Annotated in this window: 15 protein-coding genes; 10 read left to right on the top strand and 5 right to left on the bottom strand. The window is 63.5% G+C overall.

The features are described 5' to 3' along the window. Window positions 1–219 precede the first annotated feature (219 nt). Window positions 220–2,208 (top strand): methyl-accepting chemotaxis protein, encoded by a 1,989-nt coding sequence (locus tag CCC_RS01615; RefSeq protein WP_236686266.1) that lies wholly within the window; start codon window positions 220–222, stop codon window positions 2,206–2,208. A gap of 78 nt (window positions 2,209–2,286) precedes the next feature. Here the strand turns inward: CCC_RS01615 and CCC_RS01610 are convergent, their stop codons facing one another. Next, on the bottom strand, window positions 2,287–2,562 hold the full coding sequence (locus tag CCC_RS01610; protein ID WP_009867594.1) for a hypothetical protein: 276 nt from the start codon (window positions 2,560–2,562) through the stop codon (window positions 2,287–2,289). 156 nt (window positions 2,563–2,718) lie between these two features. On the opposite strand from CCC_RS01610, the gene CCC_RS22600 reads away from it, so the two are divergent. Then, window positions 2,719–4,953, top strand: a complete 2,235-nt coding sequence (locus tag CCC_RS22600) for a hypothetical protein (protein WP_009867593.1) — start codon at window positions 2,719–2,721, stop codon at window positions 4,951–4,953. Window positions 4,954–5,085: 132 nt separating this feature from the next. On the opposite strand, the gene murA is transcribed toward CCC_RS22600, so the two are convergent. Next, window positions 5,086–6,384 carry a UDP-N-acetylglucosamine 1-carboxyvinyltransferase gene (murA, locus tag CCC_RS01600; protein WP_009867592.1) on the bottom strand — a complete coding sequence of 433 codons (1,299 nt, stop codon included), beginning with the start codon at window positions 6,382–6,384 and terminating at the stop codon, window positions 5,086–5,088. Between the two features lie 194 nt (window positions 6,385–6,578). Between murA and CCC_RS01595 the strand changes: the two genes are divergently transcribed. Genes CCC_RS01595 through CCC_RS01585 form a run of 3 tightly spaced genes read left to right on the top strand, consistent with a single transcriptional unit; the run spans window position 6,579 to window position 9,461 of the window. Continuing rightward, window positions 6,579–7,040: a cache domain-containing protein gene (locus CCC_RS01595; protein WP_041039428.1), complete on the top strand. Its 462-nt coding sequence runs from the start codon at window positions 6,579–6,581 to the stop codon at window positions 7,038–7,040. Between the two features lie 12 nt (window positions 7,041–7,052). Beyond that, window positions 7,053–8,762: a methyl-accepting chemotaxis protein gene (locus CCC_RS01590; RefSeq protein WP_052472874.1), complete on the top strand. Its 1,710-nt coding sequence runs from the start codon at window positions 7,053–7,055 to the stop codon at window positions 8,760–8,762. Window positions 8,763–8,795: 33 nt separating this feature from the next. Continuing rightward, window positions 8,796–9,461: a hypothetical protein gene (locus CCC_RS01585; RefSeq protein ID WP_009867364.1), complete on the top strand. Its 666-nt coding sequence runs from the start codon at window positions 8,796–8,798 to the stop codon at window positions 9,459–9,461. A 92-nt stretch (window positions 9,462–9,553) separates the two neighbouring features. On the opposite strand, the gene panE is transcribed toward CCC_RS01585, so the two are convergent. Continuing rightward, window positions 9,554–10,477, bottom strand: a complete 924-nt coding sequence (gene panE / locus CCC_RS01580) for a 2-dehydropantoate 2-reductase (RefSeq protein ID WP_009867365.1) — start codon at window positions 10,475–10,477, stop codon at window positions 9,554–9,556. 148 nt (window positions 10,478–10,625) lie between these two features. Between panE and CCC_RS01575 the strand changes: the two genes are divergently transcribed. The 3 genes from CCC_RS01575 (at window position 10,626) to CCC_RS20965 (ending at window position 14,769) form a co-directional block, all read left to right on the top strand. Then, window positions 10,626–12,245, top strand: a complete 1,620-nt coding sequence (locus CCC_RS01575; RefSeq protein WP_009867366.1) for an ABC-F family ATP-binding cassette domain-containing protein — start codon at window positions 10,626–10,628, stop codon at window positions 12,243–12,245. Between the two features lie 151 nt (window positions 12,246–12,396). Beyond that, the gene (locus CCC_RS01570) at window positions 12,397–13,569 is read left to right on the top strand and encodes a hypothetical protein (protein ID WP_041039426.1); all 1,173 of its coding nucleotides are present in this window, start codon (window positions 12,397–12,399) and stop codon (window positions 13,567–13,569) included. A gap of 42 nt (window positions 13,570–13,611) precedes the next feature. Next, window positions 13,612–14,769 carry an ATP-binding protein gene (locus CCC_RS20965; protein WP_009867098.1) on the top strand — a complete coding sequence of 386 codons (1,158 nt, stop codon included), beginning with the start codon at window positions 13,612–13,614 and terminating at the stop codon, window positions 14,767–14,769. A gap of 136 nt (window positions 14,770–14,905) precedes the next feature. On the opposite strand, the gene nifJ is transcribed toward CCC_RS20965, so the two are convergent. Continuing rightward, window positions 14,906–18,502, bottom strand: a complete 3,597-nt coding sequence (nifJ, locus tag CCC_RS01560) for a pyruvate:ferredoxin (flavodoxin) oxidoreductase (RefSeq protein ID WP_041039424.1) — start codon at window positions 18,500–18,502, stop codon at window positions 14,906–14,908. A 254-nt stretch (window positions 18,503–18,756) separates the two neighbouring features. Here nifJ and CCC_RS01555 point away from each other — a divergent pair, with 254 nt between their 5' ends. Then, a complete protein-coding gene (locus CCC_RS01555) occupies window positions 18,757–19,152 on the top strand; it encodes a PAS domain-containing protein (protein ID WP_236686264.1) in 396 nt (131 codons plus the stop codon). Window positions 19,153–19,189: 37 nt separating this feature from the next. Here the strand turns inward: CCC_RS01555 and CCC_RS22355 are convergent, their stop codons facing one another. Next, window positions 19,190–19,333 (bottom strand): hypothetical protein, encoded by a 144-nt coding sequence (locus CCC_RS22355; RefSeq protein WP_160295495.1) that lies wholly within the window; start codon window positions 19,331–19,333, stop codon window positions 19,190–19,192. Window positions 19,334–19,605: 272 nt separating this feature from the next. Between CCC_RS22355 and CCC_RS01550 the strand changes: the two genes are divergently transcribed. Beyond that, window positions 19,606–22,784, top strand: a 3,179-nt coding sequence (locus tag CCC_RS01550; RefSeq protein WP_041039420.1) for a VCBS domain-containing protein, incomplete at its 3' end; no start/stop codon positions are given.

Below are 22,784 nucleotides of genomic sequence, written 5' to 3'. Positions count from 1 at the left end.
AGCGATCCTCAACCTCTTCATGCGACATCCACCCAGACGATGCCCTCACTGTGACAGGCTCCTTGCGGATGCTGCGGAGCCTAAAATGCCAAAGTAGTGTTAGGTAATATGACTTATATTCGATACCTGTGATTCTTGTCTGCGATGGTGGCGTGGAGTGCCGGGGGGCCGCTCTTTTGAGCCAGGCCCTACCTCCGCAGGTCATGATGGGAGGTTGGAATGAGTGTGCTCGGTAATCTGCGGATAAAATCGAAGGCATTGATTCTGGTTGGAACCGCCGTTCTGACGGGAGCCATCATGCTGGCCGTGTCCAGCGTCGGCCTGTCCAACATCAAGCGCATGCTGGAAGAGTTGGTGCTGGCCACCAATGTCGAACGCTACGCTTACGAGACCATCATGGAGGAGAAGAACTACCTGTTGAATGCCAATGCCGCCACCGATAACCGAGGATTGGCCGATGCGGCGTTCAAAAAGGCCGAGGACGACGTCAAGACCATCAATACCACCCTTGACCGCATCGAGGCGCTCAGCAACAGCCAGAGTTTGCTGGACCGTGCCAAGGCGGCGCGTCAGGGGACGAACGCATATGCGGATCTTTACCGCAAGGGCGTGGCGGCCCTGGTGGAGTTGGACAAACTGACCGAGGCGCTGGAACACAACGGCGAAACGGCCATCAATCAGGCCCAGGACTATGCCGAAGGGATCGGCGACGTGCGCAAGGAGCGCATCGCGGTCCAGATCCGGCTTCACGCCAACCGCATCCGCTTCAATGAAAAGAAGTACATGCTGACCCAGAAGGCGGAATTCTTCGAGATCATGAAGAAGGAATTCGGCTTGATGATGGAGAAGCTGGCCGTTCTGGATCGCGATGCCGCGACCGACAAGGAACGGGCTCAGATCGCCACGTTCAAGCGCTCTGCCCTCGACTACGAGAAGGCCGCCTATCAATGGGTGGCGAACAGCGAGAAGCTGTTCCACGAGATTCTGCCCAAGATGAAGGAACTGGGCGGACAGGTCATCAAGCTGGCTTTTGACGCCGCCGAGGAACAGCAAAAGGCCATGAACGAAACCCGCAACGCCATCATCATGTGGCTGCTGATCATCGGCACCGGCATCGCCGCCGCCGGTATCGTGCTGGGGATGGTGGTGGCCAATGCGATCGCCAAGCCGGTCAATGCCTTGTCCCACTGCATGGATGAACTGACCAAGGGCAATCTGAACGCCGAGGTCCCCAATACCGAGCAGACCGATGAAGTCGGCGAGATGGCCCGTGCCGTCCAGGTGTTCAAGGAGAATGCCGTCAAGGTTGCCGCCTTGCAGGCGGAGCAGGAGCAGGCCAAGGCCCGCAGCGAAGTCGAACGCAAGCAAACCATGATCTCCTTGGCCAACAACTTCGAAAGCGCGGTGATGGGGTTGGTGGAGGGTGTGTCCACCAAGGCTTCGGACATGCAGGCCACGTCCCAGGACATGTCCGCCGCCGCCCAGCAGGCCTCCAACCAGGCGACCACCGTGGCCGCGGCGGCACAGCAGGCGACGGTCAATGTGGAAACGGTGGCTACGGCAGCCGAGGAACTGTCGTCCTCCATTTCCGAGATCAGCCGTCAGGTGGCCCAGGCCGCCCAGATCTCCACGACCGCGTCGGAGGAAACCGCCCGCACCAACGTCATGGTGGAAGGCCTGGCCAAGGCGGCCGATAAGATCGGCGAAGTGGTCAGCCTGATCAATGACATTGCGTCTCAGACCAATCTGCTGGCGCTGAACGCCACCATCGAGGCGGCCAGGGCCGGTGACGCGGGCAAGGGATTTGCCGTGGTGGCTGGCGAAGTCAAGAATCTCGCCAACCAGACGGCCAGGGCCACAGACGAGATTTCCAGTCAGATCGGCGCGGTTCAGGAAGAAACCCGAAGGGCGGTGGAGGCTATTCGCACCATCGCCACCGTGATCGAGCAGGTTCGGCAGATTTCGTCCGGTATCGCCTCGGCGGTGGAAGAACAAGGGGCCGCCACCCAGGAAATCGCCCGCAACGTCCAGCAGGCCGCCCAGGGCACCCAGGAGGTTTCCTCCAATATCCAGGGGATTACCCAGGCCGCCGCCGATACCGGGGCCGCCTCGGCTCAGGTGCTGACGGCCGCTGGCGAACTTGCCCAGAACTCGCAGCAATTGCGCACCGAGGTCGATCGCTTCCTGGCCGGAGTGCGGGCTGGCTGATTAGCGGGTCTTTGTTTTCAAATATGAAGGGGTGGGGCCGCGTGGTCCCACCCCTTCACTGTTCCTGTGTGTCATGGGCTATTTGGCAAGGCTTTGACGCATGGGGCAATCGGCGGGCAGCTTGGCCGGGTCGATCTTGCCATCCGGGCCGATGGCCGCCGCCATCCTGCCGCGCCCGAATCCAGGTCCCTGGCCGGGGATGAAAGTGCCGTCCGCCTGGGCCTTGATCATCTGTTCGTGGCGCCAGCCGGGGCCCCAGCTTTGGGGCGTGGGCTCGTCGGCGGCCTGGGCTGCGTAGGATGCGACGACGGCCAATGCGGTAACGGCCGCGAGAGTCTTGAGGATGGTCTTCATGACAAGCTCCTGTCTGTCTTCCCCGCTCATGTTTGTATTAGAACATGCTGACGTAACGGCGCGATGTCGGGCGGAAGGAGGGGGGTAACACCGTGTAACGCTTGCCTCCGCCTTGGCTTCGGGCATGATGGAGGGGTTCAACTCCAGGGGGCGGGCATGAGCGGCGATAGCGATACCAACCAGGGTCCGGTGCAGTGGAAGTTCTTCCGGGCGGGGGGCTTCGATCAGGTGCGGCTCGATAGCGGCCGGGCGCTGATGAGCCTGGGCTCGCTTGACCAGAAGCTGTGGGCGGCGCTGTCCTGCCCGACGCGCGGCATCGAACTGGATCAGCGCACCCTCGACATCATCGATGCCGACAAGGACGGCCGTATCCGGGCCGGAGAGGTCATCGCCGTGGTGGAATGGGCGGGCCAACTGCTGAAGCATCCCGATCTGCTGCTTAAGCGGGAAGATGCGCTGCCGTTGGATGCCATCGACGATTCCAAGCCCGACGGCCGCGCCGTACTGGCGGCCGCCAAGCGCATCCTGGCCAAAAGCGGCAAGGCCGGGGCCGAGGCCATCACCCTGGCCGAGGTGGCGGGCGTGCAGGAGGTCTTTGCCGCCAATGACTTCAACGGCGACGGCATCGTTCCCGCCGAGATCGTCGATGATCCGGCCCTTCGCTCGGTGATCGAGGATATCATCGCCTGTCTGGGCGGCGAGACCGATCGCGGCGGCCTGCCCGGCGTATCCGAGGAGAAGGTCAAGGCCTTCTTCACCGCCGCCGAGGCCCATGCCGCCTGGGCGGCCAAGGCCGAGACCGATCCCGACCTCAACCCCGTGGCGGGCGAATCGGCCAAGGCCGCCGAGGCCGTGTCGGCGGTGTCGGCCAAGCTGGACGACTGGTTTACCCGCTCGGCGCTCACCGCCTTCGATGCCCGCGCTGCCGGGCCGCTCAACCGCTCGGAGGAGGATTGGGCGGCGCTGGCCACCGGGGTACTGTCATCCGAATCCCAGGAATTGGCGGCCTTTCCCCTGGCCGTGGTGGGCAATGGACCCAACCTGCCGCTGGACGCTGGCCTCAATCCCGCCTGGGGTCCGGCCATGGCCCGCTTCAAGGCAGAGGTGGTGGTGCCCCTGCTGGGAGAACGCGACAGCCTGTCGCCCGAGGACTGGCAGGGAATCAAGCAGCGTTTCGCGGCCAGGGCCGCTTGGGCCAAGGACATGCCGGAGGGGCCGGTGGGGGCCCTGGGCACGGAGCGCATCAAGGCCATTCTGTCCATGGACGCCCAGGCCGCCATCGAAAGCCTGATCGCCCAGGATCTGGCCCTGGAGGCCGAGGCCAAGGCCATCGATTCCGTGGATAAGCTGCTGCGCTGCTGCCGCGATCTGGCGGTTCTGCTCAACAATTTCGTCGCTTTCCGCGACTTCTACACCCGCAAGCACAGGGCGGTGTTCCAGGCCGGGACCCTGTTCCTGGACGGTCGTTCCTGCGATCTGTGCGTGCGCGTCGAGGATCCGGCCAAACATGCGGTGATCGCCACGCTCAGCCGCATCTATCTGGTCTATTGCGAATGCCGCCGCCGAGGCGCGGCCGAGGATGGCGAGAAGATGTATATCGCCGCCGCCGTCACCGATGGCGATTCCGATCAGTTGATGGTCGGGCGAAACGGCGTGTTTTATGACCGCAAGGGGGTGGACTGGGACGCCACCATCGTCCACATGGTCGACCACCCCATCAGCATCCGCCAGTCCTTCTGGGCGCCCTACAAGAAGGTGGGCAAGATGATCGCCCAGATGGTGGAAAAGGCCGCCGCCGCGCGGGCCAAGGCCGCCGACGAACAGGTTGCCGCCGTCGCCGTCTCGCCCAAGATTCCGCTGCCGGGCGCCAAACCCGGGCCTGCTCCCGCTCCCGCTCCTGCTCCCGCTCCCGCCGCAGCGCCGGTAGCGGCTCCGGCGGCGCCTTTCGATGCCGGGCGTTTCGCCGGTATCTTCGCCGCCCTGGGTCTGGCCATCGGCGCCATCGGCACGGCCCTGGCCTCGGTGGTTACCGGCTTTTTAGCCCTGCCCTGGTGGCAGATCCCCCTGGCCTTGCTCGGCGCCGTGCTGGCCGTCTCGGGGCCCAGCATGATCATCGCCTCGTTCAAGCTGCATCAGCGCCATCTGGGGCCGATTCTCGACGCCAATGGCTGGGCGGTGAACACCCATGCCCGCATCAACATCCCCTTCGGCACGGCCCTGACCCATCTGGCCAAGCTGCCCGACGGCGCCCAGCGCTCGCTGAAGGACCCCTATGCCGAGAAGGAGGCGCCTTGGCGCTCGGTGGTGGTTGTGGGCGTGATCCTGGCGGCGGTGGCCCTGGCCTGGAAACTGGGCTGGATCGCCAAGTTGGTGGCCCTGGTGCACAAGTAGGGGCGGATTTTACCACGAAGGCGCGAAGGCACGAAGGAGGGGGGAAGGACGATTAATCCTTCTTCGTGGCCCTTCGTGCTTCTGTGCCTTCGTGGTGAATTCCCTGTCCACGCATGAAGAACGCGGATCGATCTACTCCGCCGCGCCGTCCTTGAGGCGTTCGATCTGGGCGCCGCAGGCGGCCAGCTTTTCCTCGACCCGCTCGTAACCTCGATCCAGGTGATAGACGCGGTTGACGATGGTTTCGCCCTCGGCGGCCAGGGCGGCCAGAACCAGCGAGACCGAGGCGCGCAGATCGGTGGCCATGACCTGGGCGCCCGACAGCTTGGGCGCGCCGCGCACGATGGCCGAGGAGCCGTGGACATTGATGCGCGCGCCCATGCGGGTCATCTCGGGAACATGCATGAAGCGGTTCTCGAAAATGGTCTCGGTGATCATGGAGGCGCCCTTGGCCGTGGACATCAGGGCCATCAACTGGGCCTGCATGTCGGTGGGGAAGCCAGGATAGGGCTCGGTCATGATATCGACGCCGCTGATCTCGCCCTTATCGGCCGAGACCCGCATGCCGCGCGGCGTTTCCTCCACATGGACGCCGCATTCCATCAGCACCTTGTTGACCGATTCCATCAGATCGAAGCGCGCGCCCACCAGCTCGATATCGCCACGGGTGATGGCGGCGGCCACGGCATAGGTGCCGGTCTCGATGCGGTCGGGAACCACCGAGTATTCGGCGCCATGCAGACGCTCGACGCCTTGGACCTTCAAGGTGCCGGTGCCGATTCCCTCGATCTTGGCGCCCATGGCCACCAGGCACTCGGCCAGATCGGTAACCTCGGGCTCGCGCGCCGCGTTGGCGATGACCGTCTCGCCCTCGGCCAGGGTGGCGGCCATCAGGATGTTCTCGGTGCCGCCCACGGTGATCTGCGGGAAGATGATATGGGCGCCCTTGAGGCGGCCTTGGACCGAGGCGATGATATAGCCTCCGTCCAATTCGATCTTGGCGCCCATCTGCTCCAAGGCCTTCAGGTGAAGGTCCACGGGGCGCGTGCCGATGGCGCAGCCGCCGGGCAAGCTGACGCGGGCCTCGCCGAAGCGGGCCAGCAGCGGCCCCAGAACCAGGACCGAAGCACGCATCTTGCGCACCAGATCATAAGGCGCGGTGGTGTTGCCGATAGTGGCGGCGGTCAGCTCCAGCACCCGTCCGGTATGCCCGCCATTGGCGGCGGCGCCGTTCAGCGCCATGGTCACCCCATGTTGGGCCAGCAGATTGGCCATGGTGGTGATGTCCACCAGATGGGGAAGATTGGACAGCGCCAGGGTTTCCTCGGTCAGCAGGCAGGCTGGCATCAACGCCAGGGCGGCGTTCTTGGCGCCGCCAATGGTGATGGTGCCCTTGAGCGGCGTCCCGCCGACAATGCGGATCCTGTCCATGCTTGGTCCTTGAACGAAGGGGAATCGAAGGCACCCTTTAGCCCGTCGGGGTTCTCCTGGTCAAGGGGGGGGGAACGGGGAGGATGAATTTCAATTTATAACGATTCGACACAAAGGTTTTGTTGCACTGCAATATGATGGGGTTATGCTGGGGGCTGGTTCGAGAGAACATGAAAATATAAAGGGGCAAGGGAATGAAATTTCTGAAGATTTTGAGTGTCACCGTACTGATGGCGACCATTGCCGCCAGCGCCGTTTTCGCCCAGGCGAAGAAGCCGACCCAGGACGAGGTCAAGGCCATCGCCATCAAGGCGGCCGATTTCATCGCCGCCAAGGGTGTCGATGAAGCCGCCAAGGCCTTCACCACCGAAGGCGAGTTCAAGTTCGGCGAGATCTACGTCAACGTCATCGATACCCAGGGCAACTGGGTGATCTATCCCCCCAAGCCCGAGAACAAGGGCAAGAGCGTCCTGAATTTCATCGATGAAGATGGCAAGGAACTGGGCAAGGACATCCTCAATACCGGCCTGAAGGGCGAGGGTTGGACCGAGTATCGCTGGAAGAACCCGGCCACCAACACCATCCAGCCCAAGATCACTTATGTGAAGAAGGTGCCGGGCAAGGATCTCATCGCCTATGTGGGCATCTACAAGTAAGGGGGAATGGGGATGTTCGAGCTTTTGATCGCGACATTGCGCCGCACATCCCTTGCCGCCCGCATTACGGTGGCGCCATTCCTGGTTCTGGCGCTCACCGGCATTCTGCTGGTGATGGCGGACAGACAGGCCGCGACGGCCCTGTCCGCCATCGACTCCATCCATCTGCAGGCGGCCGAGCGCCGCAATCAGGTGGATGATTTGATCGCTACCATCTATCAGACCCATTCCGACGTTTCCCGCCATTTGGCCCTGGTGGATTCCGGGACGTCCGAGGCCAAGCTGGACGCCATGCGCAAGGCCATCGCCGCCAATTTGGCCAAGGCTGGCGGTCTGATCGACAAGCTCAAGACCGAACCCGCCGCCACGGAAGCCATGGCCGATATCCAGGCCCGCCTTGCCGCCTATGCCAAGGCGGTGGCCCAGATGAACGACATGGCGCAATCCGATCGTCTCATCGCCATTCCGCTGATGGGCCATGTGGACAAGCAATTCGCCGAGATGGCAGGCAAGATCGAGGGCGCCCAAGGCCTGATCGCCGCCGCCGCCGGTCATTCGGCGCAAGCCACCCGCGACGCGGCCGAAGCCGCGGGACAAAGATTCTGGATCATTACCGCCGTCCTGATGGCGGTGTTCGTCAGCATTTCCCTCTTGGTGGTGAAAAGCATCACCGGTCCCCTGATGCATCAGGTTCAGGCCATGCGCTCCATCTCCAAGGGACATCTCGAGGTTCCGGTGGACGGGACCGAAGCCAAGGACGAGGTGGGCTCCATGGCCCGCGCCCTCAAGGTCTTCAAGGATAATGCCCTGGAAACCGAGCGCCTACGGACCGAGCAGGCGGGCATGTCCGCCGCCGCCGAACAGGCCAAGCGCCAGGCCCTGGAAACCATGGCCGCCACCGTGGAGCGCGAAGCCGCCACCGCCGTCGGCAAGGTGGGCGAGCATACCGGGGCCGTCTCCGACCGCGCCGACGAGATGCAGATTTCCGCCAGCCGGGTGGATGCCAAGGCGCAAAGCGTCGCCGCCGCCGCCGAGCAGTCCCTGGCCAATGCCCAGACCGTCGCCGCCGCCGCCGAGGAGCTGACCACCTCCATTGGTCAGATCAGTGCGCAGATCGGCCATTCCGCCGAGGTGACCCGTCAGGCTGTCAGCACCGCCGGACGTGCCCAGGACACGATCGGCGAACTGAGCCGCGCGGTGGCCCGCATCGGCGACGTCGCCGCTCTGATCGCTGATATCGCGTCGCAGACCAATCTGCTGGCGCTCAACGCCACCATCGAGGCGGCGCGGGCTGGCGATGCGGGCAAGGGTTTTGCCGTTGTCGCCAACGAGGTCAAGAACCTGGCCAACCAGACCTCAAAATCCACCGAGGAGATCAATCGCCAGGTGGCCGAGATCCGCGCGGTGACCGACAACACCGTGGTGGCGGTCAAGGATGTGATCGGCGCCATCACCGAGATCGAGCATATCGGCGAGACCATCGCCCAGGCCGTGGGGCAGCAGGGCGAGGCCACCCAGGAAATCGCCCGCAACATCGTGCAGACCACCGCCGCCGCCCAGGAAGTGTCAAGCAATATCGGCGAAGTGTCGCAAGAGGCCGCCAATACCGGCGAACATGCCGCGCTGGTGCGGGAGATGGCCCGCGAAGTGTCATCCTCCATCGCCAACCTCCAGCAAGTCCTGGTGCAGGTGGTTCACGACAGCGTCCGGAAGGCGGGGTAGAAAATCCGGCGAGGTTGAGGTACAACCCCGCCCATGATCCTGACACCCATCGACCATTCCGGCTTCGCCGGGCTGAAGAGCGGCTTCGAAGAGGCCCTGGCCATTGATCCGCTGGCCCTGGCGGTGTTTCGCCGCGTCACCGCCTTGGTGCCCGATGGCGATTTGCTGACCCTGTCCACCGAACCCGATCATCAGCGGGGCGCGGTGGAATTGTGCCGCCGGTTCGGCTTCAAGATTCTGGAAATGAGCCCGCAGGAACACTTCACCTGGGACGGCGAGGCCGTGGCGGTTCATCTGGAGCCCAGCGTGCTGATCCACGAAGTGGCCCATTATCAGCTAGCCGCGCCCGAGCGCCGCGCCGTGCTGGATTTCGGCCTGGGGGCCGGGCCGGAGACGGGCCGCAAGGCCGAGGCCGACGCGGTGCAGTCGCTGTTCCTGCCCGAACGCGATGTGGAGGAGGGGTTGTGTTCCCTGCTGGGCATCCTGTGGGAAGCCGAACTGGGCCAGCCTGCCGTGCTGGCCTTCCTCGAACAGAACTGGCTGGAAGGCGGCACCAGCCTTCACAACCTCGCCCATTTCCGCAAGGTGGTGCGCTGGCTGCATCAAATGGGTCTGATCGACCATACCGGCGCCCCCACCATGGGCCTGCGGGAAGAAGGCGACGACACCTTCTTCACCCGCTGGTACGCCGACTGCTGATTACCCCCTATTTGCCCCTCAATTGGCGGGCGGGCCACCTTTGGTCGCCCTTGCCTCCCGCGCCATAAGGCGCGCGGCCCCTTGGGCCTATTCTATCCTTTTCGCCTGATCTCATAAGCCTGTAGATGGGCGAGGGCAACGCGCAGCAAGGGTGCCGCCACGCCCGCCGCCTGGGCACGGCGAGCCATGTCACCCACGATATGCTCGCCCTCGATGGGGCCGCCGCCTTCCAGATCGCGCATCATGGAGGCGGTCATGGCCGATCCCTTCTGGGTAAGAAAGCCCAGCGCCAGATCGCGGGCTTCGGGGCGCGGCCCATGCCCGGCCCGCGAGGCCACCGTGGCGCATTCCTCGAACATCTCGCGCATCAGCGCCTCGCCCTCCGACGTCGCCATGATGGCGCCGACGCTGGCCCGCATCAGACAGGTCATGCCCGCCAGCGGGGCCAGCAGAACGTATTTTTCCCAGGCTTCCTGCATGATTTCGGTCGAGTGGCGTGTCTCGCAATTGGCGGGGCCGAAGGCCTGGGCAAGGGCCTCGGTCCGGGGAGATGTGCCGCCTGAACGTTCACCGAAGGTAATGCGGTGAATGGCGTTCATGTGCACGATCTCGCCGTCTTTCCCTAAGGTCGAAAAGATATGGCAAAGCCCGCCGACCACCCGCCCGGCCCCAAAGGCCTCGTCCAAGGCGCTGTAATGGGCCAGGCCGTTCAGGATGGGCACAACCATGCTGTCCGGCCCCACCGCCGGTGCGATGGCCTTGATGGATTCGTCGAGGTCGTAGGCCTTGCACGACAGCAGAACCGCATCCCAATGCCCCGACAGCGCATCGGCGGTCACCGTCTTGACCTTGAGAGCGGCATCGCCGTGGGGGCTTTGAATGCGCAGGCCCTTGGCGGCCAGCAGGGAGGCGCGCTTTGGCCGCACCAGGAAGGTGACGTCCGCGCCCCCCTCGGCCAGCCGCCCGCCGAAATATCCCCCCGTCGCTCCCGCGCCCAGAACCAAAACCCGCATCATCTGTCTCCGGTATTACCAGCTGGCGAGGCTAGCCGAGTCCGGGCAAGCGCGGCAAGGAGGAAAGGGGGCGCCAGCGCATCAGGACTCTGGCGTCAGCCGCTTCCTGTGGCATAAGGAGGCCTCTTTCAGCACGGGACCTCGGCCTCCTATGATTCGTTTCGAGAATATCAGCAAGCAGAACAGCCACCGGATCCTTTTCCTGGACAGTTCCGCCGCTCTCAACAGAGGGGAAAAGATCGGCCTCGTCGGCCCCAACGGCGCTGGCAAGACCACGCTGTTTCGCATGATCACTGGCGAGGAAGTGCCCGATGCCGGGCAGGTCTCCATCGAAAAGCAGGTCTCCATCGGCTATTTCAACCAGGATGTGGGCGAGATGTCGGGCCGCAGCGCCGTGGCCGAAGTGATGGACGGGGCCGGGCCGGTCAGTTCCGTCGCGGCGGAAATGGCCGAGCTTGAGGCGGCCATGTGCGATCCCGACCGTGACGACATGGATGCCGTGGTCGAGCGCTATGGCGAGGTCCAGGCGCGCTTCGAGGAACTGGGCGGCTATGAGCTGGAGGGCCGGGCGCGCGAAGTGCTGGCGGGTTTGAGCTTCAGCCAGGAAATGATGGACGGCGATGTGGGGGCGCTGTCGGGCGGCTGGAAGATGCGCGTCGCCCTGGGGCGCATCCTGCTCATGCGGCCCGACGCCATGCTTCTCGACGAGCCCAGCAACCATCTGGATATCGAAAGCCTGATCTGGCTGGAGGAGTTCCTCAAGGGCTATGACGGCGCCCTGCTGATGACCTCCCACGACCGCGAATTCCTCAACCGCATCGTCACCAAGATCATCGAGATCGACGGCGGCTCGCTCAACACCTATTCCGGCGACTACGCCTTCTTTGAACGGCAACGCGCCCAGAACGAAAAGCAGCAGCAGGCCCAGTTCGAACGCCAACAGGCCATGCTGGCCAAGGAAATCAAGTTCATCGAACGCTTCAAGGCCCGCGCCTCCCATGCCGCCCAGGTGCAAAGCCGGGTCAAAAAGCTCGACAAGATCGAGCGCTTCGAGCCGCCCCGGCGCCGCCAGACGGTCAGTTTCGATTTTCCGCCCGCTCCGCGCTCCGGCGACGACGTGGCGGTCTTCAAGAGCGTCCACAAGGGCTATGGCAGCCGCGCCATCTATCAGGGCCTCGACCTCATCATCCGCCGCAAGGAGCGCTGGTGCGTCATGGGCGTCAACGGCGCGGGCAAGTCGACCTTGCTGAAGTTGGTGGCGGGTGCCGCCGACCCGGACAGCGGTACCGTCACCGTGGGCGCCAGCGTCAAGATGGGCTATTTCTCCCAGCACGCCATGGAACTTCTGGACGGCGAGCGGACCGTCTATGAATCCCTGGAAGACCGCTTCCCCCAGGCCAATCAGGGATCATTGCGCACCCTGGCCGGTTGCTTCGGCTTTTCCGGCGACGACGTGGAAAAGAAGTGCCGCGTCCTGTCGGGCGGCGAAAAGGCCCGGCTGGTCATGGCCATCATGCTCTACAATCCGCCCAATTTCCTGGTGCTGGACGAGCCCACCAACCACCTGGACCTCGACACCAAGCAGATGCTGATCGCCGCCCTGGCCAATTATGAAGGCACCATGTTGTTCGTCTCCCACGACCGCCACTTCCTGGCGGCGCTCTCCAACCGCGTCCTGGAACTCACCCCCGAAGGCGTCCACCAATACAGCGGCGGTTATACCGAATACGTGGCCCGGACGGGGCACGAAGCCCCCGGCTTGCGGAGCTGATGGGGGGAGGCAAGGGCGCTTAAGCCCGCCTGCCGATCATCGGGATCTGGTATTCGAGCGAATAATGGTGCTGTCCATACTTGCCGCATAATTTCACGCTACTTTGTCACAAGTAGGCCGTTAGGTTCTGCGTGCTTGAGGGACATGAACCATGAATGCCATTGCCGCAGCGGATGCCATTGAGGGTGCCAGCGCGGTTCGGCTTGTCCGCGCGACACTTGCCGGTCCGGTGATGCAGGTCCTTCGGAGCTCCATGCCTGAACTGAAGCAAGTTCCCGCCAAATCGGCCTATGACCGCGTCATCGGCAGCATTTATCTCGTCCAGCGGGCTTTCCGAGTCTTTCGTGACGGCCGCGAACAGTTTCGTCATCTTCTGGTCGATGCCGATGGCAAGGTGGTGCCCGACGACACCACGCCGCTGTCGTGCGGCCGTAGTCTGGAGCAGGTGGTGGCCATGGTGGTTCGGACCACCGCCCGCCGGTATTTCCGCCAGCATCTCGCCCCGCCGGATGACGCCGAGACCTCCGACGACAAGGGCAGCCTGCTGGAGAGGATCGGCCTTAAGGCCAGCCGTCCGACGGCTCAATTCACTCCCAAGCAGTCTTCTCAGGCCGACGAACTCTATGACACTATCAAGGAGTACTTGCTTTATGAATGGCAGGTGCCTTTGGTGCCGACCTACGCCACCTTGACCGTGGAGCGTGCCCGGAGCCTGGGCGGCAGGCTTCTTGAATGCAACAGCCCCGGCAAGCTTGCCCTGCTCCTCGGATTGCCCCTCCCCGTCGAGATCGGAGGCGCGCAAATGCCTGAATCGGAAGCCGCGTCGGCGGCGGCTTTGGCCGCCCGCCCCGCGGTCAAGTTGGTCCCGGCGGGGATTGCCGTATCTTCGCCCCCCGCGCCTGTCCGCCCAACCGGGCAGAGTCTGATCGCTCTGATCGTCACACCCGATGGCAAGCGCCTGCGCGGCAGTTCTTTCTCCGACACCCTGCTCAGTCCAGAGGTCCGGGCGGTCTTGAAGAACGATGGACTTACCCTCCATCTGACCAGCATTCTCGGTGCCGCTGGCGCTGTTGCGGCCAAGGCTCTGGTCGGCGGTCTGGGTCTCGGCATGGAGCAATTGGCCGTCTTGTTGCTGGGCTCTAGAGAGCTCGTCGGGGACTCGGTGTTTCTCCGCCTCTTTGGCCCCAGTGCCGAACCGGCCGTGCTGGAGCGCTTTGTCCAGCGGGCGCGGAGCGCTGGGATAGGCCCCAGCACCACGCTTCCCGAAGTGATCGACTTCGTGACCTCGGTATTCACCCGTGCCGTGGAGCCCGCGGGGCGTTAGACTTGTGGAGAAACCCCCGTTTCCTTTTGCGGAGACACCAGATTGCCGGGCGCGGAAGCCTTTATTCAGTTACTGCGGCGCAACGACCTGTTCACCGTCCAGGACGAAGAGACTCTAAAGCGGATCATCGCTTGCGGAAGTGAGGTTCTGCTGTCGGATGGTGAGTGCCTGTTCCGCAAGGGGGACATGGGCGATTCCATTTACGTCGTCCTCGATGGAGCCATCGAAATCAGCGTGCAAGATGGCGGCGGCGAGTTCCACGTGATGAATGTTCTGGAGGTCGGGTCCCTATTCGGTGAGGTTGCCATACTCGATAACCTGCCGCGGACCGCCAACGCGGCCGCCAGGGGAGGGGCCCACCTCCTTCGCATAACGGGCGGCGATTTTCATCAGATTATGATCGCCGAAAGCGGCGGCGGTGACCTGCTGATGCGATTGCTGTGTGAAAGGGTGCGGTGGATCAACGATCAGGTCGAAGAGAAACACGCCCTAGACCTGGAACGTCGCCGTAACGAGGCTCGGCTGCAGCAATTGATGTCCGACACATCTCACGAGTTGCGAACCCCCATCGCGGTGCTTCGCGCCCAGATCGAGGCAATGCAGGACGGCATTATTGCCACCGACGCCCGGACACTTGGCATCGTGCATGATCAGGTGATGGGGATGGCGCGGTTGGTCGATGACCTGTTCACCTTGGCCCGATCGGACATCGGCCACCTTGACTGTCGTTTCGACCTGATCAACGTGCTCGACATACTCGATGGAGTCCTCGAAGCCTTCCGTATACGATTCGTGGCGGCTGATTTGCGGATTGAATGGCCTCACGCTCCCGACGGCGGGTTCGTGGTCCCTGGTGACGCTGCACGTCTCAAACAGGTCTTCTCCAATCTGCTGGAGAACAGTCTGCGCTACACCGATCCAGGCGGAATGCTGCGTATCAGCAGCCGTACCGAGGGGGGGCAAGTGATCATTGAATTCGATGATACCGCGCCCGGCGTTCCGGAATGCCTCTTGCCGCAACTGTTCAACCGATTTTTTCGCGTTGACGTCTCGCGCAGCCGAGCTCATGGCGGTTCGGGAATTGGATTGGCCCTTTGCCAAAGCCTGATTCAACCCTTTGGGGGCTGCATCGACGCCTCAGCCTCACCGATCGGCGGCCTGCGGATCACCTTACGGTTGCCGCTCAGAATGGGCAGTTAGAGAGTTCGTCTGGGATAAAAAAGCCCCTCCCGTTTCCGGGAAGGGGCTTTCTCAATCACGCTCCCCCGATGAAATTAAAGGGGGCTCGGGGCAATAGCCCCGAATGGGTGCGGGCGATAGCCCGCCAGTCGTCGGACTACTCCGCCGCCTCCTTACCGCCAGCGGGCGGGGGCACGTCGGGCTGGCCGGCGAAGCGGCGCAGCATGGCGAAGCGGCGGCGCAGTTGGGTTTCGGCGCTTTCCACCAGATGCTTGTAACGCTCGGGGTCCGCGCGTTCGACCATCTGGAAGCGGGCTTCGCCCTTCATGAAGTCGTAGAGCTTGCCGTTGGGCTCCTTGCTGTCCAGCGTCAGCGGGCTTTCGCCGGTGCCCAGCTTGCGCGGGTCCCAGCGGTAGAGCGGCCAGTAACCGGCTTCCACCGCCATCTTCTGCTGATCCAGGCCATGGGCCAGGTCATAGCCGTGGGCGATGCAGTGGGAGTAGGCGACGATCAGCGAGACGCCGGGATAGCTGACGGCGTCCTGGAAGGCGCGCATGGTCTGCACGTCCTTGGAGCCGAAGGCCACATTGGCGACATAGACGTCCTCATAGGCCATGGCCATCATGCCCAAATCCTTCTTGGGCAAGGTCTTGCCCGCGATGGCGAATTTGGCCGAGGCCCCGATGGGGGTAGCCTTGGACTGCTGGCCGCCGGTGTTGGAATAGACCTCGGTGTCCATGACCAGGATGTTGACGTTCTTGCCCGAGGCAAAGACGTGGTCCAACCCGCCATAGCCGATGTCATAGGCCCAGCCGTCGCCGCCGACGATCCACACCACCTTCTCGGTGAGGTAATCGGCCACCTGCTCCAGTTGGCGGGCCTCGGCGGTCTTCAGTCCGGCCAGAACCTTGCGCAGGTCGAGGATGCGCAGGCGCTGGGCGGCGATTTCCACTTCGGTGGCCTGGGAGGCGTGGGCGATTTCGTTGGCCAGCTTCTCGGGAACCTGACCCGTGGTGACAAGGGCGGCCAGCAACAGCTTGGCGTGGTTCTTGTGCTGATCCACCGCCAGACGGAAGCCGAAGCCGAATTCCGCGTTGTCCTCGAACAGCGAATTGGCCCAGGCCGGGCCGCGGCCCTCGTTGTTCTGGGCATAGGGCGTGGTGGGCAGGTTGCCGCCATAGATGGACGAGCAGCCAGTGGCGTTGGCGATCATCAGGCGGTCGCCCCACAACTGGGTCATCAGCTTGAGATAGGGGGTCTCGCCGCAGCCCAGGCAGGCGCCGGAGAATTCGAACAAGGGCTGGAGCAGTTGCGCGGTCTTGACCGTGGGCGTTCCCAGCTTTTCCTTGTTCACCTCCGGCAGATCGACGAAGAACGCCCAGTTCTTCTTCTCGGTCTCCAAGATGGGGTCCTTGGATTCCATGCGCAGCGCGGTGCGGCTGGGGTCCTTCTTATCCTTGCCGGGGCAGACCTTGACGCACAGCGTGCAGCCGGTGCAGTCCTCGGGCGCCACCTGGATGATATAGGCGCTGCCCTTGAACTCGGGGCTGCGCCAGTCCATGCGCTTCAGGCTGGCGGGAGCGTTGGCCATGTCGCCGGGCTCGGCCACCTTGGCGCGGATGGCGGCATGGGGGCAGACCAGGGCGCATTTGTTGCACTGGATGCAGGGGCCTTCATCCCAGACGGGGATTTCGGCGGCGATATTGCGGCGCTCGAAGCGCGCCGTGCCGGTGGGCCACACGCCATCCACGGGGAAGGCGGAGACGGGCAGGCGGTCGCCGTGGTTGGACAGCATCAGGGCCGAGACGCGCTTGACGAAGTCGGGCGAATCCTCGGGCACGATGGGCGGCAGCGAGCGGTTGGAGGTGGCGGTTTCCGGGATGGCCACTTCTTCCAGGTGATGGAGCGTTTCGTCCACTGCCTCGAAGTTCTTGGCCACCAGCTTTTCCGACTTGCGGCCATAGGTCTTCTCGATGGCCTTCTTGATGTGGCCGATGGCCTCGTCCTTGGGCAGGACGCCGGACAGCGCGAAGAAGCAGGTCTGCATGATGGTGTTGATGCGGTTGCCCATGCCGGTGGCCAGGGCCACCTTGCGGGCATCGATCACATGGACCTTGAGCTTCTTGTCGATGATCTCCTGCTGCACTTCACGCGGCAGGTGGTTCCATACCTCGTCCTTGGGGTAGGGCGAGTTCAGCAAGAAGGTGGCGCCCGGCGCGGCGTAGCGCAGCACTTCGTACTTATCCAGGAAGACGAAGTGGTGGCAGGCCACGAAATCGGCTTCGTCCAGCAGATAGGCCGACTGGATGGGCTCAGGGCTGAAGCGGAGATGCGAGATGGTGATGGCGCCCGACTTCTTCGAGTCATAGACGAAGTAGCCCTGGCCTTCGAAACCGGCATTCTCGGCGATGATCTTGATGGAGTTCTTGTTGGCGCCCACCGTGCCGTCGGCGCCCAGGCCGAAGAACACGGCCCGCTTCACCTTGGGCTGGTCCAGCTTGAACGAATCATCAGGAACCAGCGACAGATGGGTGATGTCGTCGGTGATGCCCACGGTGAAGTGGGGCTTGGGCTTGTCCTTGGCCAGTTCGTCGAACACCGCCTTGGCCATGGCCGGGGTGAATTCCTTGGACGCCAGGCCGTAGCGGCCGCCGATGATGCGCGGATCGGCGGCGGTGGCGCGGTTGCCCGCCGCCTTGGCCTCGGCCAGACCGGCCAGAACGTCGAGATAAAGCGGCTCGCCGATGGAGCCCGGCTCCTTGCAGCGGTCCAGCACGGCGATGGAGCGCACGCTGGTGGGCAGGGCCGACACGAAGGCGTCGATGGAGAAGGGGCGGTAGAGGCGCACCTTCAGCACGCCCACCTTTTCACCCTTGGCGACCAGGGCGGTGACCGTCTCGTGCACCGTCTCGGCGCCCGAGCCCATGATGATGACCACGCGCTCGGCCTGGGGGTGGCCGCAATAGTCGAACAGCTTGTAGGCGCGGCCCGTCAGCTTGGCATACTGGTCCATCTCCTGCTGCACGATACCGGCGCAAGCGTCGTACCAGGGGTTACGGGCTTCTTGCATCTGGAAGAAGGTGTCGGGATTTTGCGCCGTGCCGCGCAAGGTGGGATGGTCGGGCGACAGCGAATGCGCCCGGTGCCGCGCGATGCAATCGGCATCCAGCAGGGCCAGCAGATCCTCGTCGTTCAGTTCCTCGATCTTGGTTACCTCGTGCGAGGTGCGGAAACCGTCGAAGAAGTGCAGGAACGGCACGCGGGCCTTCAGCGTCGAGGCGTGCGCGATGGCCGCCATGTCGTGGGCCTCCTGGCCCGAGCCCGAGGCCAGCATGGCGAAGCCGGTCTGGCGGCAGGCCATCACGTCGGAATGGTCGCCGAAGATGGACAGGCCGTGGGTGGCCACGGTGCGCGCGGTGACATGCATGCAAAAGCTCGTCAGCTCGCCGGCGATCTTGTACATGTTGGGAATCATCAGCAGCAGGCCCTGGCTGGCCGTGAAGGTGGTCGCCAGGGAACCGGCCTGCAACGCGCCGTGCACGGCACCGGCGGCACCGCCCTCATGCTGCATCTCGGCCACATCGGGGATTACGCCCCAGATGTTCTTGCGCCCTTCCGAGGCCCACTGATCGGCCAGTTCGCCCATGGTGGAAGACGGCGTGATCGGATAGATCGCCGCCACCTCGCTGACCCGGTAAGCCACCGAGGCGCAAGCCTCGTTGCCGTCGACCGTGATCAAAGCCCTGTCTGCCATGTCTTTCCCACTCTCTAAGTTTGATTTCCCCGCTTTGGGCCTTGGAAACGGGCGCGTTTCACCGCCGCTCTCCGTCTCCGAAAGGCCCGGGGAGAATAGAATGCGGCCTCGCGGGACCGCAAGTCCCTTACGAATTGCCCCCTCAAAAAGTAATAAAATTATGCATTCCGGCGAGGGGGTTCTCGGCGGTCCCCAGGGGTGATAGAAGTTGATCTGTTGATATTTCCGTAGAGGCACCGACGCCCGGGACGACTTTGCCACCTTGGCGCATTCTGGCTGACACCGACATGGTGGCGGCGCTGATGGACGTCATCCCCCATCCCATCTTCTTCAAGGGCCGCGATGGCCGTTATCTCGGCTGCAACAGCCATTTCTGCCAGATGCTGGGATACGGCTACGAGGAGGTGGTGGGCAAGACCGTCTTCGAGATCGCGCCTTCCAACCTGGCCCAGGTCTATCACGAGGCCGACCTGAAATTGATGGAGGCGGGTGGCACCCAGTGCTACGCGTCTTCGGTGAAGTACGGCGACGGGCTGACCCGGCGCGGCGTGTTCTTCAAGTCGGTTTTTCACGACAAGGACGGGGCGCCTGCCGGGTTGGTCGGCATGTTCTACCCCATGGAATTCATGCTTCACGTCATCGACATGTGATGCCAGCCCGTTGGGCCTCTTCCAGCAGGCCCCGTGATCAGGCGGCGTGCGGTGCCGCCTGACACCGGCGCGTCAGCTCGATACAGGCCAGCGACCAGATGGGCGTTCCCCGGACCTTGATGTCGGCGACGATGCGCTCCACATGGGACAGTGGGACATTGCGGATCCATTCCTCAAGCACGGCCGCGTCTCCTTTTTGCTGCGGTGCACAATGACTGTATCGCCGAGGCCCGGCTTTATGCCATGCCCTTGTACGCAAGGGGGCCATGCCGGGAATGCAATGGTCCTACCACTTTCCGCTCGGGTCCTCACCCTACCTCCAAACGGCGAGAGCTTATACCTAGGTATGCCGTTGAAAACTCATTGCCTTTCCAGGATTTAGGGGCGCATAATACGGGATGTGGACCCGGACCTCTTTGAGGCCGGGTATTTTTATGCTCCGGGAGTCCCGTTATGGCCGAGAACAACAACTCCAATCCCCCGCACGACCAGCATGCCAAGGACCAGCATGCCAAGGATCAGCATGACGGCGGCGAGGAGAACGCACAGCAGTCGCTCGACGACTTGACGGTGCTGCAGAATGTTCAAAGCCAGAACATGGGGGAATCGCGCTACAACGCGACCCGCGCGGTCGATGTCAGCGACACCCAGTTGGGCAGTCTCGCCAATGTTCAGCAGGGCTCGACGGGCAACCCGCAGGTGCAGAACCTGGGTGGCATCGCTGGTGGCGCCAAGGTTTCCCTCGATGTGGCCATCGATGGGTCCAAGGACGGTTCGGTTGCTCCGCCCGAACTGGAAAGTTTGGCGGTGGATGTCCATGAGAATGCCCATACCGTCGCCACCAATTTTGGCGGCGCCAAGGCGCTGAATGTTCAGGAGCTTCCCGATCTCGCCAGGCCCGATACGGACTTCAAGGATCAGGACCGGGGTTCCGTTCCGCCTCAGACCTTCACTCCCGCGGGCGGTTTTGTGCCCAATAACCAGGGGCCGCAGGTGGCGGCTCCCGCTGTGGCGGCGGAGCCCAAGGCCAAGACCCCCGAGATCCAGGCCGCCGTCAATCATGCGCCAGTGGTCGATGCGGCTGGCACTTCGCATGTGGATCAAGCACATTCCGTCAGCGGCCGGGTGTCGGCCCATGATATCGATGGCGACTCTCTGACCTATCATCTGGTCGGTGCCGATGGTTCGGTCACCGACAGCCTGACCAACGACCACGGCACTTTGACCATTGATCCCAAAACCGGCGTCTACACCTTCACGGCCAATGAGGGGACCGCCGCCCTGGGGCTCGGCGAGAATGTCCTCGATACGTTCAATGTCCGTGTCGATGATGGTCATGGCGCCACGGCCACGACTTCGCTCTCCATCGAAATCGACGGTACCAACGACAAGCCGACGCTGACCGTCCATGATGCCGCGACCACCGACGATCACTCCGCCGTCATCGGCAGCGTGGTCGGCGCCGATTCCGATACCGGCGTGGTGGCCGGGGTCCAGGTCGGTTCCGCCGACACCCTCTCTTATGCCCTGGTGGACGCGGCTGGCAATCATGTGACCAGCCTGACGACCGGCCACGGTACGGTGAGCATCGATGCCAGCACGGGCGAATACACTTTCACGCCCAATGCCGACGCGGCTCATTTGGTCAAGGATCAGACGGTTGATGATTCCTTCAAGGTCGTGTCCATCGACAATCATGGCGCGGCGTCCGATTCCGGCACGGTCAAGGTCACCATCACGGGCAGCGACGACGCGCCGACGGTGACCGTCCATGATCTGGTGACCGTGGACGACCACTCCGCCATCAAGGGCAGCGCCGTGGGCGCCGACATCGACACCGGCAATGTGGCGGGCGCCACTCCCGCCGGTGCCGACACCCTGCATTACGCCCTGGTCGATGCCGACGGCAACCATGTGACCAGCCTGACGACCGATCACGGCACGGTCAGCATCGACGCCGCCACTGGCGAATACACCTATACGCCTGCCAACGATTCCGGTCTCGGCGTTGGGGAGACGCTGGGTGATTCGTTCAAGGTCGTGTCCATCGACAACAATAACGTGGCGTCCAGCGTGGGCGAGGTCGAGGTCACCATCACCGGCAGCAACGATGCGCCGGTCATCGATCTCAAGCACACCGACACCAGCATCAACGTCACCGACACGGTCGGCGGCGAGGGGCATGTGGCCGCCACCGACGCCGATACCGGCGTAGTGGGTGGGGTGAGTGTCGGTGCTGCCGATACCCTGACCTATTCCTTCGGCACAGATGGCGATGGTCATCCCATCCTGACCGTCCATACCGACCATGGTACGGCGACGGTTGATCCGACGACCGGTGATTACAAGTTTGCGCCCAATGATGCCGCCCGCGCCCTTCCCGAGGGCTCGACCCAGACCGACCACTTCAGTGTGATCGTCTCCGACGGCCAGGGCGGCTCGGCCAGCCAGACCATTGATGTCAACGTCAAGGTCACCGGCACCACCAATCATGACCCGGTGATCGATTTCGACAGTTCGGTCCATGCCACCGCGACCGATCACACCGGCCTGACCACCGGCCATGTGGCTGCGTCCGACATCGACCTCAATCAATCCCTGACCTATTCTTTCGGCACCGATGCCGACGGCAATCCGATCACCACCCATGAGACGGCGCACGGTACCGTCACCATCGATACCGCCACCGGCGGTTACACCTTTGAACCGAACAAGGCCGCCGCCAGCCTGGGTGAAGGCGCCAAGGTGACCGATAGCTTCTCGGTGACCGTTTCGGATGGTCACGGTGGCTCCACCACGGCGCAAGGCGCCGTTGACATCACCGGAACCAATGACGGCCCGGTGGTCTCCGGCCCGGTGGAGGTCAAGGGAGGCGACGAGGACAACTCCATCACCATCAAGGCCAGCGATCTGCTGAAGAACGGCTCGGATGTGGAAGGCGACACCTTGTCGGTGAGCGATCTCTCTGCCACCAACGGCACCATCCACGACAACCACGACGGCACCTATACCTTCACGCCCAACCATGATTTCAACGGTCAGGTGGATCTCACCTACACCGTCTCGGACGGCCATGGCGGCACGACTGCGGGCACGGCCACGCTTGACGTGGCCTCGGTCAATGACGCCGCCGTGATCACCGGCGACACCCGTGGCGGTGTCGGCGAGGACGGGGTTCTCAAGACCAGCGGCGACCTCAACGCCACCGATGTGGATTCGGCGACCAGCTTCCAGGAATCCAGCGTGACCGATGCCCATGGCACCTTCACGGTGGGCACCGATGGGGCTTGGTCCTATACGCTGAACAACGATTCCCCCGCGGTGCAGGCGCTGGGCGCCAATGACCACCTGACCAAGACCTTCGAGGTCCAGACGGCGGACGGCACCACCCAGACCGTCACCGTGACGGTGGATGGCGCCAATGACGCCGCCGTGATCACCGGCGACACCCGTGGCGGTGTCGGCGAGGACGGGGTTCTCAAGACCAGCGGCGATCTCAACGCCACCGATGTGGATTCGGCGACCAGCTTCCAGGAATCCAGCGTGACCGATGCCCATGGCACCTTCACGGTGGGCACCGATGGGGCTTGGTCCTATACGCTGAACAACGATTCCCCCGCGGTGCAGGCGCT

The sequence above is a fragment of the Paramagnetospirillum magnetotacticum MS-1 genome, from assembly GCF_000829825.1.
Classification (GTDB): domain Bacteria; phylum Pseudomonadota; class Alphaproteobacteria; order Rhodospirillales; family Magnetospirillaceae; genus Phaeospirillum; species Phaeospirillum magnetotacticum.
Note: the sequence above shows the minus strand (reverse complement) of the source record. Positions and strands in the feature narration are given on the sequence as shown.

Bases quoted from the DNA above. Each gene is read 5' to 3' on its own strand.
- CCC_RS01615 (WP_236686266.1), top strand. From the start codon at position 220: ATGAGTGTGCTCGGTAATCTGCGGATAAAATCGAAGGCATTGATTCTG.
- CCC_RS01585 (WP_009867364.1), top strand. From the start codon at position 8,796: ATGATCCTGACACCCATCGACCATTCCGGCTTCGCCGGGCTGAAGAGC.
- CCC_RS01610 (WP_009867594.1), bottom strand. From the start codon at position 2,562: ATGAAGACCATCCTCAAGACTCTCGCGGCCGTTACCGCATTGGCCGTC.
- CCC_RS01595 (WP_041039428.1), top strand. From the start codon at position 6,579: ATGAAATTTCTGAAGATTTTGAGTGTCACCGTACTGATGGCGACCATT.
- CCC_RS01570 (WP_041039426.1), top strand. From the start codon at position 12,397: ATGAATGCCATTGCCGCAGCGGATGCCATTGAGGGTGCCAGCGCGGTT.
- CCC_RS22600 (WP_009867593.1), top strand. From the start codon at position 2,719: ATGAGCGGCGATAGCGATACCAACCAGGGTCCGGTGCAGTGGAAGTTC.
- CCC_RS01575 (WP_009867366.1), top strand. From the start codon at position 10,626: ATGATTCGTTTCGAGAATATCAGCAAGCAGAACAGCCACCGGATCCTT.
- murA (WP_009867592.1), bottom strand. From the start codon at position 6,384: ATGGACAGGATCCGCATTGTCGGCGGGACGCCGCTCAAGGGCACCATC.
- nifJ (WP_041039424.1), bottom strand. From the start codon at position 18,502: ATGGCAGACAGGGCTTTGATCACGGTCGACGGCAACGAGGCTTGCGCC.
- CCC_RS01590 (WP_052472874.1), top strand. From the start codon at position 7,053: ATGTTCGAGCTTTTGATCGCGACATTGCGCCGCACATCCCTTGCCGCC.
- panE (WP_009867365.1), bottom strand. From the start codon at position 10,477: ATGATGCGGGTTTTGGTTCTGGGCGCGGGAGCGACGGGGGGATATTTC.